The sequence below is a fragment of the Listeria kieliensis genome, assembly GCF_003369925.1.
Taxonomy (GTDB): Bacteria; Bacillota; Bacilli; order Lactobacillales; family Listeriaceae; genus Listeria; species Listeria kieliensis_A.
Map to the genome: position 1 here is coordinate 793,348 of NZ_LARY01000002.1, position 15,637 is coordinate 808,984.

Here is a 15,637-nt window from a genome sequence, read left to right on the forward strand (position 1 = left end):
GGATAAAAATATGTGGACATTTTGTGAACTTTATTCTCGATTTTCTTGAAAATAACCAATTTTGTCTTTTATTTATCATAGTAAATAACACAAAAATAAATTGTATCCTCAAAAACTGAAACCCAAAACGGCTCAACCACAATAGTTGAGCCGTTTTTCATTCAATAGCCATATTCATAAAAACAATTCCACTTGAAATTATTAAAATAATTTCTATAAGGAATAGCAAGTTAATTCCCCACATTCTATAAAAAAATAACATTTCTTGTAAAAATACATAGCATTTCAATTTTTAGTTAAGTTTATACTTTCATTTGAGACAACATAATCTAACAATGTTGGATTTCTTGTTCCACCCACTGCATCCATTCATTTCTCATCCATCTCTCTAAACTAGATTGCTGCATAAATTTCAGAACCCATAAAATTTCGCTTACTTTTTCAGAAATTTGCTTCTTCTGTCCCCAAGTCTGCATCCATTCTAATTTGCAAAGTTGAAACTCACATTCACATTTCAGCAAGCCATCTTGTCGCTTTAAAGCTTCGCACAAGATTTTTTTAGAAAAATTTCGCACTTTTTGATAAGAGTGATCAAGGAAAAGAACCTCACAATAATTTCTAAATGCTAAAATTCTTACCTTGGCACTCTCTTGATAGCTCGCATATTTATTCAATGACTTAAAAATCCGATTCACTATACTATCTCTATAGTCAGAATCAAAAACACAGATAAGATTGCTTACAACGACAAGTTCTATGTACGTCCACTGCTCTTTTTTTAATAAATCATTCCAAATCGTCTCCATTGATTTTCGCATTTTTTCTAATTGATTTTGATGCAAATACCTCGAGCGAGTTAGAGCTATCTCTATAAAATATTTGTAGTAACTTTGTTCCGGATGACTTTCTTTCGCCAAATTTTTCGCAAACAATCGAAGCTCCTTCACATTCGACGTAAGCATAACAGAAACAAAATCGCGAACCACATAATCGCTTTCTTTCAGTTGATATGAATTTTTGATAAACTCGAATTCAGATAACGTAACTGAATGTTTATCCAAAATTTGTTGGAAAATTACTTGGCTTAATTGCTGTCTACAAGTTTCCACCCTGTAGCCATAATGTTCAGAAATAATTCCGCCATAAAAATCTTTGACACTTTGATTGGAATTTTCTCTCAATTCTCTTAAAACTTCTCCAGTTCTTTTGTTTTCCATCCTCTCATCCCTTTACTAAGTTGTTGTAACAATAGATACAATTTATACATATACTCAAAATTGCATGCTATATTGACGTTGTGGGAAATATTTCTATTTGATTAAAAGTCATTACTTAAAATAGTCACCAATTCAGAATAATATTAATTATTTTAAGTATACTTTTATTTTAGCATAACAATACTTTTCATTGTATAGCTCATATCGAAATATTTTTTGCGAATCATTTGATCATCAAAATGATTTAGTTCCAACTACATACTAGAAAAGGGGAGAAATGCCAAAATGAAAAAGAAGATTTTCACAATTATCGTTACACTAGCCATGGTTTTGTCAATGATTGTTTTCCCTACACCGACACACACAAGCGCCGCTATATCATTTGACACACTTAAAAATGAAGCAGTAAAACATCTTGGGAAGCCATATGTGCTTGGCGGAAATGGACCGAATTCTTTTGATTGTTCAGGGTTTACAAAATATGTTTTTAGTAAAACAACGGGAGTTAATTTACCACGAACTGCAGCCCAACAATATAATAGCGCTACTAAAATCAGCAGTGCTCAACGTAAACCTGGAGATTTAGTGTTCTTCAATTATGGGAGTGGAATTGCGCACGTAGGCATTTACGTCGGTGGTAACCAAATGATTGATGCACAAAATAATGGTGTTAAATATGATAGTTTAACAAGCTCTTATTGGTCAAAATATCTTGTAGGATATGGTAGATACTATAATTTCTCTCCATCTAATCCAAATCGAGTAGATGGTAAAGTAACAAATGTTGCTCCACTTCTGCCTAGCCCACTATTTAAAAATCAAGTTCCTATTCGCAAATGGAAAACAGGTACAAAAATACAAGTCTATAAACATAACAATTACTGGTATAAAACTTATGTAGAAAACAACGGAAAATGGACACTCGGTTATATTTACCACGGATTCTTAAAAGACGTTAAACCAATCGCAGGTACCACTAAATATACCGCAACAATTCAAGCATTCGCCATCCTTTGGGATAATCAAGCTATGTCTGGGGGCAAATTAAAAACATATTACCCAGATCACCAATTAAGCTATTATAAGCGTAGCGACGGTATGTACAGCTTGTATTATCCAAACGAAAAGAAATGGTATTACACTACAACTTACTGGCTACAACCAAGATAAATAATAAAAGAACAGAAATATTGGGGAGCTTTACTCTTCAAATTTCTGTTCTTTTATTTAAGTTGACTAATCTACAAAGTTACTCTATCTAATAGCTTGTTTTAAGATTAAATCCGTTTGTTGCTCGCTCCCAAACTGAAAAACATGCTCCCCTGCTTCAAAAAAACCAAGTTTCTTGTAAAAATACAAAGCATCTTGATTTTTTTCCCAAACACCAAGCCAAATTACATGCTTCCCTTTACTTTTGGCTTCATCAAAAGCATAATTAAGAAGCATTCGGCCAAGTCCTTTTCTCTTAAAAATCGTTCGAATATAAATCCGTTCCACTTCCAGATGATCATTCCCCATCTGTTCCGTTTGACTACTTCCCCAATTTAGCTTCAAATACCCAGCTAGTTGCCCATCCAGATAAATCAAATAAAAAGCCGACTCCGGCTCAGCAAGTTCTTTTTCTAACTGTTCCTCGCCAAAAGCACGATCCACATAGGCCTGCAAATTTTCTTCTGTATTTTCTTCCCGAAAAGTATCAATAAACGTATCAATGCTAACCGATCGAAGTAAATCAAGTTGTCCCAAACTACAAGGTTCAATCGTAATCATCCAAATTCACCCTCTCCACTTAATAAAGCCGTTTTCACTATATGCCATCCTGCTTCAGTGTTTTAAACATGCTAACGATTCAATCTCATTTTCGAGTATAACAAATGGAAAGTATCATATCCACATATTAAATTGTTTGTTCTTCTTATTCTGTTTATCCATTTTACGTTCAATGAAACCATCTCATCCCAAATTTTCACAGCTCGGGCAATGCTCCTAAATTTCCGTAGCACATCTTGCACATTTCTTGCTCCGAAATTCTTTATTTCTGTTACAAATACAACATTTTAATTTCCCACTAATTCGGCTATAATAGACAAAAACACGGACGGAGGTCAGACTACATGAGCATCTTTTATGAAAAAATCTTTCCTGAAGAAACAAAACAACTATTTCACTGCATGCAACAGCTAGATAAAGAGACTGATTTCATGCTTTATTTACCTGGAGAGCGAGTTTATCAAGAAAAAAAGCTAAAACATTTCATTCAAACGACACAAGAAAACGGAATTTTGTTAGGAGTTAAATATCAAAACCAGATTATCGGTTTCATTTCTGCGCAAACCTCCAAACTCGCCAAGGTCAAGCACACTGGCTACCTCGTAATTGGTGTACAAAAGAAATTCCAAAAAAGCGGCATTGCCACAAAACTTTTTGAAAAACTGTTTACTTGGGCGAGAAACAAGGGAATACACCGACTTGAACTAACGGTAATCACAGCGAATCTTCCAGCCATTAGACTATATGAAAAGCTTGGCTTTCAAAAAGAAGGCTTAAAAAAAGACGCTATCTATATGAACAATCGCTACTACGACGAATTCTACATGGCAAAATTACTAAACGAAAAAAGGTGAAAACCAAGTTTTGGGTTTTCACCTTTTTTCGTTTAGTCATCATCTAGCTCTTCTTTTCTTTTTCTTTTTTTTATGTCTCCAAATGAAGAAAATAACAAGACCAATTACAACAACAGCCGCCGCAATGAGAGCAATTAACCACCAGTAATTAGGACTTTCAAGCGTTACATCTTTTTCGTTCAATTTGTTTGCTTCATCACGCTTGATTTGAAAATTCTTTGTGAACTGCCAACTTTCCTTGGAGGATTTCGCTTTCAAATGTAGAGTATAATCCCCAGGTTTAAGTGCCTCACCATTCAATGGAACCGGGTACGTAAAATGAGAATTGGGCGCAACTTGCATATTCTTTTGCGAAGTTTTATATAGCGTCTCCGATTTTCCTTCCCGTGTAATTTTTGCATCTATCTCAAAACGATTCAAATAAGTGGACGTAGGATTTTGCAGAGTAAACAAAATCGCATTTCGCGCATTTGTTTGTCCTGCTTTTACTTCATGAAGCTTTAAATCCTGCTTAACTTCTTTGTCTGACTCTTGTAACGTAATTCCAATAACATAGGCATATTTATTTTCAATGCTTAAGCCTTTATTCTCTTTTTGTCCCGTTTTTTTCTTTTTTTCTTCTAGGGTAACCCCACCAGCAAGCAATCCTTCATAAGGCTTATCCGGCATGGTAACATTTAATTTTAAATCCACACTTTTTTTAGCAGGAACAGTGACTTCCTTGGTTACTTTAATTAAATCATCTAGCGAATAGGGTAAAGTCTTGTCTGCTTTAGTAGCCGTTTCCCCGTATTCAACAACGCCATGCATATTAGTCGTTGCAGAATGAATTAACGGATTGATGACTACCGCTTCATCCGTATCATTGTGCAATTTAATAGTTAACGTTTGCTTTTGCCCCGGCTTCATTTTCAAATTAAAATAAGATTGCTTCTTATCAATTTGGTTGCTCGGAATTTGAGTTTCGGCAGCAAAATTCAATTCTACCGCATGCACCTTTGTTGTGACACCTATTAAACAAATTAAAACAAAACTTAAAAAGAATCCAACAGCCTTTTTCATTGATTTTATATTCTCCTTAAAACAAGACAAAAGGCGCTATTTGTCTATCCCAAACATGCCTTTTGTCCTCGGTTATTTTACAAACTACCTGGTGTATCTTCAAGTGTCCATAATAAAGTTGTTGAATATTTATCCTTATATTTGGTTGTGCTACCAGGAACTTTCAGTGAAACACTGTCTCCTGCATTCGCATCATCACCAAATCTAAGTACATAAGTACCTGAACCTTGTCCAGCTTGTGCAGCCATGATTGGTTCCGCTACTCCATCTTGATCAGGAGTTAATGTAAATGTCTTCGGAGCACTTGGTCGAGCAGAAACGGAGGCTGTATCAACAGTGGCATTGTCAAAAACAAGCTGAGCTCCTGTCAATTCCTTTTTATCTTGCTCTGAAAGAAACTGCCCTTGTTGTTTCACTTTCAAAGTCCATCCTGCTTCTGTACCGCGATTATCCGTTACTTGAACATAGTTAGGGCCGTCGCCGCGGCTTTCATCTCCAAACTTTTGAGGTGCTGCCCAGTAAACTTCATCAGTCGATGAAATTTTTTGCTTCCCAAAGTCAAAGCTTGAAGCGTAGTCAATACTAAGTGGCCCTGGAGTTCCTTCTGTTGGTCCGCCTGGTTTAGTTGGGTCAAGAGGTCCTTTACCATCTTCAGGCGTCTTTGCAGGATCAGTTGGATCTACTGGTTTTGTAATTTGATCATTAATATCAAATTCCACAACAACATTAGTATTATAATCCACTGCCGATGCAGTAGTACTCATTCCAAAACTTGTTAAAGCCACTCCCGCTGTTAAAGCAGAGGCCGCTACAACCTTGATAGTTTTATGTTTCATAACTTTTCCCTCTCTTTATATAATTATTAATTATTCCCTGGAGTGTCAGTTAGTTTCCAAGTAAGTGTTGTTTTATATTGAACAGCATCTTTAGCTGATTTACCTGGAATAAATAGTGAAACAGCCTTATTTACTTTAGTCGGATCTGCTTCGCTACCTTCCTTAGCTGGCGCATCAGATACGCTTCCCCATTTATCAATCCAGCTTCCAGCACCTTTTCCAGCAGCTGCTGACATTACAGGTGATTCTGCTCCTGCTGGATCAAGAACAATATCTGTCACAGCAGGTGGCTCCATGCCTTCTGCATTACTAACAGCTTGGCTATTTGCAAATTTGATTTGCGCGCCAACCAATTCTTTATTTTGTGTATCCGGGTTGCTGAATTGTCCACCTTGGCTTACCACTAATGTCCAACCAGCGTTGGTTCCGCGATTATCAGTAACCTGTACAAAATTCGATGTCCAACCACCATCTTTACCCTCTTGATTGAATTGTTGAGCTTTTGCATAATAAGTTTCATCGCGGCTACTAATTTCGTTCACACCAAAATCAATGCTTGATGCATAGTCAATACTTAATGGACCTGGCGTTCCTGGTTGAGGTTCACCGTTTGGTGTAGTCGGATCGACTGGGTTAATATTTTCTTGTGGTGCATCTGGATTCATCGGTTTTGTTGACCCAGTACTTGGAACAAATTCGACTACTCCATTTGATTGATAAGTGCCCCCATCTGCAGCTGAGACGGAAACTGGTACAGCAAGAACAACACTTGCTGCAGCTCCTAAGCTTATCCAATTACGTAATTTCATTCTTTTTCCCTCCTTGATGCTTTTCGCATGACAAAAAATTTATCTTTTAATTGCCACGTTAAATTCTAGTGAACAAATAGGTTTTTTATTCACTTAGTTGATTACTTGAAAGCCCCCCTTCTTATGCCATCTAAGTTCTCAGTTAAAATGACTACTTTCGAAACTTAGGCTACTATACTTAGATTACCAAAACTGCCATATCTTTCTTGACACTTTGTTCCATTCTATTTTTTTATTTATGTATTTTTTGTGTCAAAGAATAATTAGAATCCTTACTTTATAACAAAAAACATTCAATTGATGAAAAAATTAGCACTTTCATCAATTGAATGTTTTCATACTACTTATTTTAAATAATCAAATGGACGGTATTTTTTACGTAAAAATTCTTGTTCTCGAGCGCGTTCTAAAATTTCATCTCGAAAGTAAAGAACTGCTCCTCCTTTTTTGACACGATTGATTTTTTCTCGGTTAACTAATGAATAAAAACTCTGTTTTGATATCTGTAATATATCTAGCGCTTCAACAGTCGAAACAAAATATTGATCTAGTAATTCTAATTGACGTTCTCTTGTGATATTTGTTTTCATTTTACACTCCTCATCAACATTCACTAACAAGTTCGATCTCATTCTTCAATTCAAATTAAAATTTGATATTCTAAAAATGCTATTCTTATTCCACCCCCAAATTTTTCTCTCATAAAATTCATATTTATTATTTACTCCACTGACCTTTAGTAAAGCAAAAAATTTATTTCATAAAAACCGAAATGATACATATGAATATTGCATTTTCGCTTATAGATTTATTTAAAAGCATTACCTTATCAAAAACTGTATTCACATTATCATATATTCCAAACCTTAATAATCAAAATTATCATTTTTATATCGCTTTTTATGCTCTTTTAAAATTTCATTATGTGGTTTAATAAATAAGATTTGATGGAAATATTGGGAGGGGGAAACCTAATGAGATTAGATCTAGATATACTTGATACAAATATAGAACTTGAATGGGCGATTTTGAACTTACTCCGAAAAGAAGATCGTTGGTTTTCAACTGAGGAACTTGCAAAACGCTTAAACAAGACCTCTTCACTAATTCTAAAAGCTATTGCTTCACTAAGAGATAATTTACAAGAATTTAATAGTGAGCAAATGATACTACACGTTTCCAAAGGAAAAGGTGTCTATCTTGAAATCAAAAGCAGCAATATTGATATTGGTTTGTTTTTAATTTTTTTAATCACAAGTACCAGCACTTACAAATTGTTTTACAGCATTGTAACGGAGAATTTTGTTTCTGCCAAAAAGTTCGCATTTGAAAACTTTCTCAGTGAGACAACTGTGCGGAGGCACATAAAAAAAGTTAAAGAAGCCATTGAACCATACCAACTGACCTTAAATCGTAGTACCGCTGTTTTATCAGGTAGAGAAGTACAAGTTCGTCTTTTCTTAAACATGGTTTTTTGGCGACTTTTTGCTGGAAAAATTTGGCCATTTTCTAATATAGATGAACATCATCTTTATTTTGTAACAAAACGAATTGCTTCTGAAGCAAACATTGAACTGAGTGAGGTACAGGAAAGACAAGTCATGTACCTTTTGGCTATTAGCACTATCAGAAGAAGAAATAATCACTATGTTTCCATAGAAGAATCTTGGCATGATTTGATTGATGGCAACGAGAGCTTTATTAGTTTCAAGGAAAAAATCCGTCCTTTTACACCCACTACGCAGAATTATCCCGGAGAAATGGCTTTTCTATTCTTTTTAACAATTATCCAAAGTGAGTCACCACAAACAGTACCTCTTTTAATCGGTAATTTTCGCTTTAATCGTTCTAAAAACACGCCTCTATACCAGGCAACTGAACAATTTATGGAAAAGTTCGAGACGGAGATTATTCCAGTCCCACACAGTCAGAAAAGACAATTTTTATTAGCTGCATTTTCTGAACATTTATTCGCACATCTTTTTCATAATTTCTCAACAAGTATCAGCGGCAATGAATTTGCTCCTTATTCACATCACAAGCTAGCAAATTTGAAGTTCAAATTAAATCAATTAATTGATGAACTTTATCAGGAAACAGCCCACCCCATTTTCTTGCAAAAGCAGTTCTTGGCACCTCGTTATGCCTTACTTCTTAGCCTAATCGCACCACTTCATATTTTCGAACAACGAATTAAAATTCGGCTAGAAACGGATTTATCTTACATTGCAAATAAATCAATAATTGCACAAGTAAAAGAATACTTTACAAACGTCTACAACATTACCTTTATCGGCAATGATAATAATAACGATCCAGCTGATTTGATTTTGACAAATATTCCGACGCAAGAGTCGTCTGGAAAAACAAATGCTCCCGAAATTGTTTCAATTCATCGCATTTTAGCTCCGCGAGACTTTACACTTATTCGGCAAGCTCTTGATCATATTACTGAAGGAAAAGAAGCGCATCAAAAACTTCATAAATTTAGTTAGCATAACACTTTTTTAGGTGTCCATGTTTACTTCTTATCGCTTATAATAAAGATGGAAGATAGATCAACTATAAAGGAGTAAGAAAATGACATTTATTAACCCTTGGGATGAGCGGTTTATTTATACAATTAAGTTCATCCTACCTGAGCAACCTAAAAAAGTCCTTACACGAAGTGTTATTGAAAAACAGCTATTAGATAAAGATAAAGTTATTGAAAACTGGTTAGCTGTTTTTCCACAAACAGTGGTAAAGGATGTTGAGTTTTTAAATGAAGCCCTTGAGCGAAACGAAAGAAAATTTAAAGCCTTTAAACAACATCAATAAATAAAAAAAGAATGCCCTGAGGGTATTCTTTTTTTATAATCATTATTCCTAAGTTAAGACACTCTTTTTTTTACAACCTTATCCAGCCAATTACCTTGTTGTAAAGCGAGATTCATTCCTAACAGAACGGAGGAGTCTGTTTCATTTTTTACATGTTCTAACACTACTTGTTTCCCATTTTCGTCGGCGAATTTTTTCCAAGCAGCGATAAATGGTTCGATTCTATTAAGTTCAAATTTTTCTAACGAAATTTTAAACCCTGAGATCAGAGGTAAATAGTAAGTAACTCGTTCTAAACTATTTATCCCACAACCGACATCGTCTAGTATGACTTCATAGCCAAACGCTTGTAATGACCGTATTTTACCGTATAAAAAGGCATCTAGTTCCATCGGTGTGAGGTGGTTTTTATTTTCAGGTAAACGCACTAAATCCTCAGTAATTTCAACAATAATTTTGTCATTATGAGTGCGTAGCCTTTCAAACATTTTCATAGTTTCTAAATGAAAAAATTGACTTGATCTGATATTAATTGAAATTTTGGGATATGTTTTCTTCGCCAAAATTTTCATCAATTCTTTTTGCAACCAGTTGATAAAGCCTGAATAATTTTCTTCAAAAAAAGTGTTCATTTGATTTTTTTCCTCTATAAAAGAACTAGCTTTTTCTCCCACTTTCCCCACTACAAGCTCATACATAACGATTTTTTTTTGTCTAATGTCATACACAGGTTGCGCAAGTAATCGATAATTTTTAAACATCTTCCCAGTCCTTTCTCTTTTCATGACCTCATCTTACTCGAAATTTTTAAAAATAGTAATCAGGTTTCGTCTTTTCAAAATGCCATTTTTGTTTTCTGAGCATTTTTGTTTAGTCAAATGAGAAAACGGCTAAAATAATAGTATAGGGCTATATTAAGGGGGAAAGATAGATGAGGATTGGACTAGAAATATTCGATTCCACATTAAAGAAAGAATGGGACTTGCTTGCGATCCTTCGTGGAGTAGATCGCTGGTTTTCGACTGAGGAGTTACGAGAAAAGTTAGACGTTACACCTGCATACTTGCTCAAATTAATTAACAAGCTCGTTTCAGATATTGATGAGTTTGGTGATAATCAATTAGAAGTACTTGTCTCGAAAGGACGAGGTATACGATTTAAAACTAACCATTCAGATGCCAATCCACGTGATTTGCTTATTTTTTTGACTGAAGAAACACTTGGATTTGCCTTATTTAAGGCACTGTTAAACGAAGACTTTGGCTCTACGCAAAAGTTTGCCTATGATCATTTTGTTAGCGATGCAACTGTCAGACGCACGCTAAACAAGTTTCGTGATGCTATCAAGCCCTATGAAATAGAAATTTTGCGAAATAATGCTGTTATAGACGGAAAGGAAACCCAAATCAGACTCTTTCTAAACATCGTGTTGTGGAAAATTTATGCTGGGAAAGGCTGGCCATTTGATGGTGTCAACGAACAATATGTTGACTTTCTTACGGACGAACTCATCAAAGAGGGAAAGCTTCATTTAACGGCTCTACAGAAACGCCAGTTAATGTATCAAATTGCTATTGCAATGATTAGGCGACGGAATCAGCATTTTGTTGAATATGAACCAGCTTGGGCAGAAGTTCTAGAGAATAACAGAGCTTTTTCACTTTTTAAGCAGAAAACTTCTCCTTTTTCTACAACCTTCAGCAACTCTGCTCCCGGTGAAATTGCTTTTCTTTATCTTCTACTCATAATTCAAAATGAAAATCTGCAAACTTTGCCGCTTCTTAAAATGAACTTTCTTGAAAACAAAAAAAATCATAGTTCCGTCTACCAAGCGACCGAAATACTTTTTGAAACAATCAATCAAACTATCGTGGAAATTCCAGAAGATAAGCAAGAATTGTTTTTGTTAAATGCTTTTTCATTCCATTTATTCGCAAAAACTTTCCATCATTTTTCAACCGATATCAATGGCTACGACTCTGAAGTTGCTTTTGATCCAAGCTTACCCTCGCCCATTGTAAAGAGTTTACAGACCAATATTCGCAAACTAATCGATAATCTATATAAGAAAACTAAAAACGAAATCTTTTTAAAGAGTGATTATTTAGTTTCGAAGTATGCACTACTATTCGGCTACATTGGAGCCCATCTTTTTTACGAACCAAAAGTAACGATTAAAATATCAACAGACTTGCCCTATCTTGCTTATTTGCGTATCCGTGAACGAATTTGTAATCTATATGGCAACAGCTTTAACATTCAATTTATTGATGAAACTGCACCTGAAAAAAGTGACATTTTACTTACAAACATTCCACTTGAACAACATGTTAAGCGCCATGTAAGTGACCGTATTATCTTTATCAATCGTAGTTTAACAACGCGAAACATGCTCTTATTAGGTAGAAACTTGCATGAAATAACAGTAGAGAAACAAACACTGAACACAAAATAAACCAGGTCAAGTTGCTATTTTCAGCACACCTGACCTGGTTTTTATTTAATTCATTTAAGCTTTTGGTGCCTCAATTTTTGTGATGCCACCCATATATCCTTGTAGCACTTTCGGAATTCGCACAGAACCATCTGCTTCTTGATAATTTTCTAAAATAGCAGCTACTGTTCGTCCAATGGCTAAGCCCGATCCGTTTAATGTATGCACAAACTCAGGTTTTGCGTTTTTCTCACGGCGGAAACGGATGTTAGCGCGGCGAGCTTGGAATGCTTCAAAGTTACTGCAAGACGAAATTTCACGGTATGTCCCGTAACTTGGGATCCAAACTTCTAAATCGTATTTTTTGGCAGCGGTGAAGCCTAAATCCGCTGTACACATGCTAAGCACACGATATGGAAGTTCCAAGCGGCGCAACACTTCTTCTGCATTGTTCGTCAATTTCTCAAGCGCCTCATAAGAATCTTCTGGCTTAACAAATTGAACAAGTTCCACTTTATTGAATTGGTGTTGTCTGATAAGCCCACGTGTGTCACGGCCAGCTGAGCCAGCTTCTGAACGGAAGCATGCACTATAAGCCGTGTATTTTCTTGGTAAGTCTTCTGAATTGAGAATCTCATCACGATGGTAATTCGTTACGGGCACTTCTGCGGTTGGAATCAAGAAGTAATCTTCTTTTTCTACCAAGAAGGCATCTTCTTCAAATTTCGGCAGTTGTCCGGTACCCGTCATGCTCGTCCGGTTCACAAGGTAAGGAGGAAGCATTTCATCGTAGCCATGTTCCTCTGAATGTAGGTCCATCATAAAGTTTAACAAAGCGCGTTCAAGTCTCGCTCCTAGTTTCTTGTAAAAAACAAAACGGCTTCCTGTGACTTTCGCGGCATTTTCAAAATCCAAAATATCGAGGTCTGTACCAAGGTCCCAGTGCGGCTTTGCTTCGAAGTCAAAGTTCGGCAGCTCGCCCCATTTGCGGATTTCGACATTATCATCTTCCGAATCCCCGATTGGTGTTGATTCATGCGGAATGTTCGGAATCGACATCAAAATATCGTTTAACTTATCATCAATTTCTTTTAATTCGAGGTCAAGTGCTTTGATTTTATCCCCAACTACGCGCATTTCTTCAATTTTTTCATCTGCATTTTCTTTATTCCGCTTGAGGACGGCAATTTCTTCTGAAACCCGATTTCGCTCCCCTTTGAGCGTTTCCGTTTCAAGAATTAAAGAACGACGGCGCGCATCAAGTTCCCCAAACTTCTCAAATTCACCAAGATCTTCCCCACGGTGTGCGAGTTTCGCTTTTACTTCATCAAAATGATTTCTCAACAATTTTACATCTAACATTCGTTTTTCCTCCTTTATTAAGCTAAAAAAACAAAAAACTCCCATCTCTTCCCTGCACTAACTATGCAGAAAAGGGACGGAAGTTGTATCCGCGTTGCCACCCTGATTGAGATCATTAGACCCCCAGCTCACTTAAGGATTAACGGCTCCGAAACCGGAATGATTTACTTGCCAAAGCGGGCGTTCCACCATTCACTCCAAGACGGATTCACAAATTTCAGCTACAGGTTTTCACCAGCCACCTGCTCTCTTTCAAGCTCAAAAATTGCTACTAGCTCTTGTCAACGTTTTCTTGTTTTTATATTAACTCCAGTTTACTCGATATTTTCAGACTTCGCAACCCCTTTTTCTCCCAGCAAGAAACTTTCGAACATCGTATAGCCAGATTTAAGAGCATCCAAAAAGCCATTTTGGAGCAAATGATCGAGTTCAAATAAAAGAGGGACGTGCGTCATTTTCTCTTCCGTTGTAATGAGAACAAATAGCGTCACTTCCTCGTTTTCCGTAAACACAACTGGTTCCTTTAAATACAATAAACTTACGCCAGCCCGAAACGATCCAAAGCGGTAGTCTGTTAAAATCAACATGACTTTCGGATAAATCAAAGCAGTCCGGTGCGCTTCCATTTCCATGAGCAAGCGTTCAAAGTAGCTTTCCTGCGCGAACTTGCGCTCGAGCAATGGCTCCTTAAGCGTTCGAATTACCTCTGTGATGGAGCTCGCCTTCGTTTCAATTTGTGCAAATTCCGAATCGGTTAGAAAAGTCTCTAATTTTGTTGTTTCAGAATGCTTTACAACCGTTTCTTCGGAAATTTCCCCATAAAGACTTTCAATTTGATTTAATAAACGCTCAGAAACTTCTTCAAGCCCCGCTTGCCGCTTTAAAATTTGTTTAAGCTGAACTCGTTTTCTTGGCTTCGCTTCTCCATTTTTATAACCCTGCAAAATTTTCTTTTTCGCGCTTTCCGTCAAAATCACCGGAACATGTATCGTTTGCCCCGTAAAATGAAAATAACTCGGATCTGTGGCAATGCAAAAATTCACTTTTTCTGGAAAATAACGAGCATCCTCACTTGAAAAAGCACCAACGAGCATCACTTCAGGAAGTAACTGCTTCACTTGTGTTTTTAAAAGCGAGTTAAGAACATCTGAATAATCCGATACGATCAAAACCTTGGGAATGCTCACATCAGTTTGTTCTTTGACAATCGCTTCCTCGAAAAAAACAGCCAGATGCGCTAATTCTTCATTTTTGAACGCTACACTAAAATAACGTTTATAAAGAAGATCTTGTTCCATGAGTTGCATGACTTTTTTCGTCAGCCCAAAAACTTTTTGAAATTGCTCACTTACAGTATTAAGCGAGTACGCCGGCAACTCCATTTGAAACTGGTGACGATAAAATAAGACTTTAATATAAGTCTGGATATGCTCCGTCAATTCTTCTTTTTGTTTGATATAAAGGCCAATCATCTTTTCAAACAGTCGAATGATCCGCTCAGAAATTTGAAGCAACTCCCCGAAAGGCACGCTTTGAAAGTGCGCATCTTCATTTTTATCTAAGCAAAGCAAAAGCGCTCCGTAGTATTCCTGTTCCACTTGATATTCTTCCGGTCGTGACAGTTCCGGAATCCCATCAAGCAATGCCTTTGCTGCTGTAAACTCTAGCCGTTCATGAATCAAAGCTCGGTCAATCGCTTCCCAGTAAAACGGCTGATTTGAATTCACGCGAATCTGATAAAGCTGCATGGCTTTGATTAAAATCCGCAAATCTTGCTCCGACAGTTTCTTGCTTAAAATTTCTTCCGCTGTCTCAACCGCACATCGAGCTTTCGCAAGAAATTCCTGCTCATTTTTAGTCGCATCCCCGAGCAGCAACTCAAGCAAAGTCGCGTAAAGCGGATCATTTCGTTCCATTTCAATGCGATAAACAAAATCGTAAAGCAGCTCGCGGCGCTTTATTTCTAACGTCGAAATAAAGTAACCCCGAGCTTTCGTTGATTTCACTTCTAATCCTTGCTTTACTAACTGTGATTTCAAAATTTGAATATCCTTTAAAATCGTATTGCGTGAAACATCAAGCACAGCCTGTAATGAGCTTAATTGCCACTTGTGGTTTTCCACTAAAAACAACGCGAGTATAAGCTGCCTTCTTTCCTCTGCTTTTAGTAGATACTTCGTTTCACTTGCTTGTTTCAGCCAGTTTTCAATTGCCGCCGCTTGCTTGGCGGATAAACTAAGCTTCCCCGAAACACTTTCAAGCGGCTCGATCCCTTCTTTCTTCAACAAATAATTGCCTTTCTCTAAATAATGATAAATCGTTCGCCGTGAAAAGCCCAACATCCGTGCAAGCGAAGAAATACTTTGAAATTCTTTTTGTTCCACCAACTGCTTTAAAAACAAATAAAACCGAGTATCTAACATCCGCATCTTGTTCCGCACCTCTTTTATTTCGAGCTTATCAGAATTTCTTT

At 36.5% G+C, this 15,637-nt stretch carries 14 protein-coding genes, 2 pseudogenes and 1 other annotated feature; of the genes and pseudogenes, 7 read left to right on the forward strand and 9 right to left on the reverse strand.

Annotation, left to right across the window (positions count from 1 at the left end):
* Positions 1-329 precede the first annotated feature (329 nt).
* Positions 330-1,217, reverse strand: a complete 888-nt coding sequence (locus tag UR08_RS09675; protein ID WP_115753437.1) for an Rgg family transcriptional regulator — start codon at positions 1,215-1,217, stop codon at positions 330-332.
* Between the two features lie 408 nt (positions 1,218-1,625).
* Here UR08_RS09675 and UR08_RS13130 point away from each other — a divergent pair.
* The 3 genes and pseudogenes from UR08_RS13130 to UR08_RS13165 form a co-directional block, all read left to right on the forward strand.
* A pseudogene (locus tag UR08_RS13130) lies at positions 1,626-1,958 on the forward strand (NlpC/P60 family protein); the annotation flags it as partial.
* Positions 1,959-1,985: 27 nt separating this feature from the next.
* A pseudogene (locus tag UR08_RS13160) lies at positions 1,986-2,153 on the forward strand (peptidoglycan recognition protein family protein); the annotation flags it as partial.
* A 57-nt stretch (positions 2,154-2,210) separates the two neighbouring features.
* Positions 2,211-2,387, forward strand: a complete 177-nt coding sequence (locus UR08_RS13165) for a hypothetical protein (protein ID WP_420812336.1) — start codon at positions 2,211-2,213, stop codon at positions 2,385-2,387.
* Positions 2,388-2,471: 84 nt separating this feature from the next.
* On the opposite strand, the gene UR08_RS09685 is transcribed toward UR08_RS13165, so the two are convergent.
* Entirely contained in the window at positions 2,472-2,987 is a 516-nt protein-coding gene (locus UR08_RS09685) for a GNAT family N-acetyltransferase (protein WP_115753439.1), read from the reverse strand.
* 344 nt (positions 2,988-3,331) lie between these two features.
* Here UR08_RS09685 and UR08_RS09690 point away from each other — a divergent pair, with 344 nt between their 5' ends.
* Positions 3,332-3,841 (forward strand): GNAT family N-acetyltransferase, encoded by a 510-nt coding sequence (locus UR08_RS09690; protein ID WP_115753440.1) that lies wholly within the window; start codon positions 3,332-3,334, stop codon positions 3,839-3,841.
* A 39-nt stretch (positions 3,842-3,880) separates the two neighbouring features.
* Here the strand turns inward: UR08_RS09690 and UR08_RS09695 are convergent, their stop codons facing one another.
* From UR08_RS09695 to UR08_RS09710, 4 genes are all read right to left on the reverse strand, one after another.
* Entirely contained in the window at positions 3,881-4,903 is a 1,023-nt protein-coding gene (locus UR08_RS09695; RefSeq protein WP_115753441.1) for a WxLIP family cell surface protein, read from the reverse strand.
* A 77-nt stretch (positions 4,904-4,980) separates the two neighbouring features.
* Positions 4,981-5,739, reverse strand: coding sequence for a WxL domain-containing protein (locus tag UR08_RS09700; RefSeq protein WP_165849978.1), 759 nt, complete (start codon positions 5,737-5,739; stop codon positions 4,981-4,983).
* Between the two features lie 26 nt (positions 5,740-5,765).
* Positions 5,766-6,548, reverse strand: a complete 783-nt coding sequence (locus UR08_RS09705; RefSeq protein WP_115753442.1) for a WxL domain-containing protein — start codon at positions 6,546-6,548, stop codon at positions 5,766-5,768.
* Positions 6,549-6,892: 344 nt separating this feature from the next.
* Entirely contained in the window at positions 6,893-7,138 is a 246-nt protein-coding gene (locus UR08_RS09710) for a helix-turn-helix domain-containing protein (protein WP_115753443.1), read from the reverse strand.
* A 357-nt stretch (positions 7,139-7,495) separates the two neighbouring features.
* On the opposite strand from UR08_RS09710, the gene UR08_RS09715 reads away from it, so the two are divergent.
* Entirely contained in the window at positions 7,496-9,043 is a 1,548-nt protein-coding gene (locus UR08_RS09715) for a helix-turn-helix domain-containing protein (protein WP_240616065.1), read from the forward strand.
* Positions 9,044-9,128: 85 nt separating this feature from the next.
* Positions 9,129-9,368 carry a hypothetical protein gene (locus UR08_RS09720; RefSeq protein WP_115753445.1) on the forward strand — a complete coding sequence of 80 codons (240 nt, stop codon included), beginning with the start codon at positions 9,129-9,131 and terminating at the stop codon, positions 9,366-9,368.
* A gap of 53 nt (positions 9,369-9,421) precedes the next feature.
* On the opposite strand, the gene UR08_RS09725 is transcribed toward UR08_RS09720, so the two are convergent.
* On the reverse strand, positions 9,422-10,129 hold the full coding sequence (locus UR08_RS09725; RefSeq protein ID WP_165849979.1) for an EAL domain-containing protein: 708 nt from the start codon (positions 10,127-10,129) through the stop codon (positions 9,422-9,424).
* Positions 10,130-10,299: 170 nt separating this feature from the next.
* On the opposite strand from UR08_RS09725, the gene UR08_RS09730 reads away from it, so the two are divergent.
* Positions 10,300-11,823: a helix-turn-helix domain-containing protein gene (locus UR08_RS09730; RefSeq protein WP_115753447.1), complete on the forward strand. Its 1,524-nt coding sequence runs from the start codon at positions 10,300-10,302 to the stop codon at positions 11,821-11,823.
* Positions 11,824-11,877: 54 nt separating this feature from the next.
* On the opposite strand, the gene serS is transcribed toward UR08_RS09730, so the two are convergent.
* Positions 11,878-13,164 (reverse strand): serine--tRNA ligase, encoded by a 1,287-nt coding sequence (gene serS, locus UR08_RS09735; protein WP_115753448.1) that lies wholly within the window; start codon positions 13,162-13,164, stop codon positions 11,878-11,880.
* 69 nt (positions 13,165-13,233) lie between these two features.
* Positions 13,234-13,458, reverse strand: a binding site (T-box leader).
* 20 nt (positions 13,459-13,478) lie between these two features.
* A complete protein-coding gene (locus UR08_RS09740; RefSeq protein WP_115753449.1) occupies positions 13,479-15,593 on the reverse strand; it encodes an HTH domain-containing protein in 2,115 nt (704 codons plus the stop codon).
* Between the last annotated feature and the right edge of the window lie 44 nt (positions 15,594-15,637).

Excerpts from the sequence above, each read along its gene's own strand:
- UR08_RS09675 (WP_115753437.1), bottom strand. The coding sequence starts at position 1,217 with ATGGAAAACAAAAGAACTGGAGAAGTTTTAAGAGAATTGAGAGAAAAT.
- UR08_RS09685 (WP_115753439.1), bottom strand. The coding sequence starts at position 2,987 with ATGATTACGATTGAACCTTGTAGTTTGGGACAACTTGATTTACTTCGA.
- UR08_RS09690 (WP_115753440.1), top strand. The coding sequence starts at position 3,332 with ATGAGCATCTTTTATGAAAAAATCTTTCCTGAAGAAACAAAACAACTA.
- UR08_RS09695 (WP_115753441.1), bottom strand. The coding sequence starts at position 4,903 with ATGAAAAAGGCTGTTGGATTCTTTTTAAGTTTTGTTTTAATTTGTTTA.
- UR08_RS09700 (WP_165849978.1), bottom strand. The coding sequence starts at position 5,739 with ATGAAACATAAAACTATCAAGGTTGTAGCGGCCTCTGCTTTAACAGCG.
- UR08_RS09705 (WP_115753442.1), bottom strand. The coding sequence starts at position 6,548 with ATGAAATTACGTAATTGGATAAGCTTAGGAGCTGCAGCAAGTGTTGTT.
- UR08_RS09710 (WP_115753443.1), bottom strand. The coding sequence starts at position 7,138 with ATGAAAACAAATATCACAAGAGAACGTCAATTAGAATTACTAGATCAA.
- UR08_RS09715 (WP_240616065.1), top strand. The coding sequence starts at position 7,496 with ATGGAAATATTGGGAGGGGGAAACCTAATGAGATTAGATCTAGATATA.
- UR08_RS09720 (WP_115753445.1), top strand. The coding sequence starts at position 9,129 with ATGACATTTATTAACCCTTGGGATGAGCGGTTTATTTATACAATTAAG.
- UR08_RS09725 (WP_165849979.1), bottom strand. The coding sequence starts at position 10,129 with ATGTTTAAAAATTATCGATTACTTGCGCAACCTGTGTATGACATTAGA.
- UR08_RS09730 (WP_115753447.1), top strand. The coding sequence starts at position 10,300 with ATGAGGATTGGACTAGAAATATTCGATTCCACATTAAAGAAAGAATGG.
- serS (WP_115753448.1), bottom strand. The coding sequence starts at position 13,164 with ATGTTAGATGTAAAATTGTTGAGAAATCATTTTGATGAAGTAAAAGCG.
- UR08_RS09740 (WP_115753449.1), bottom strand. The coding sequence starts at position 15,593 with ATGCGGATGTTAGATACTCGGTTTTATTTGTTTTTAAAGCAGTTGGTG.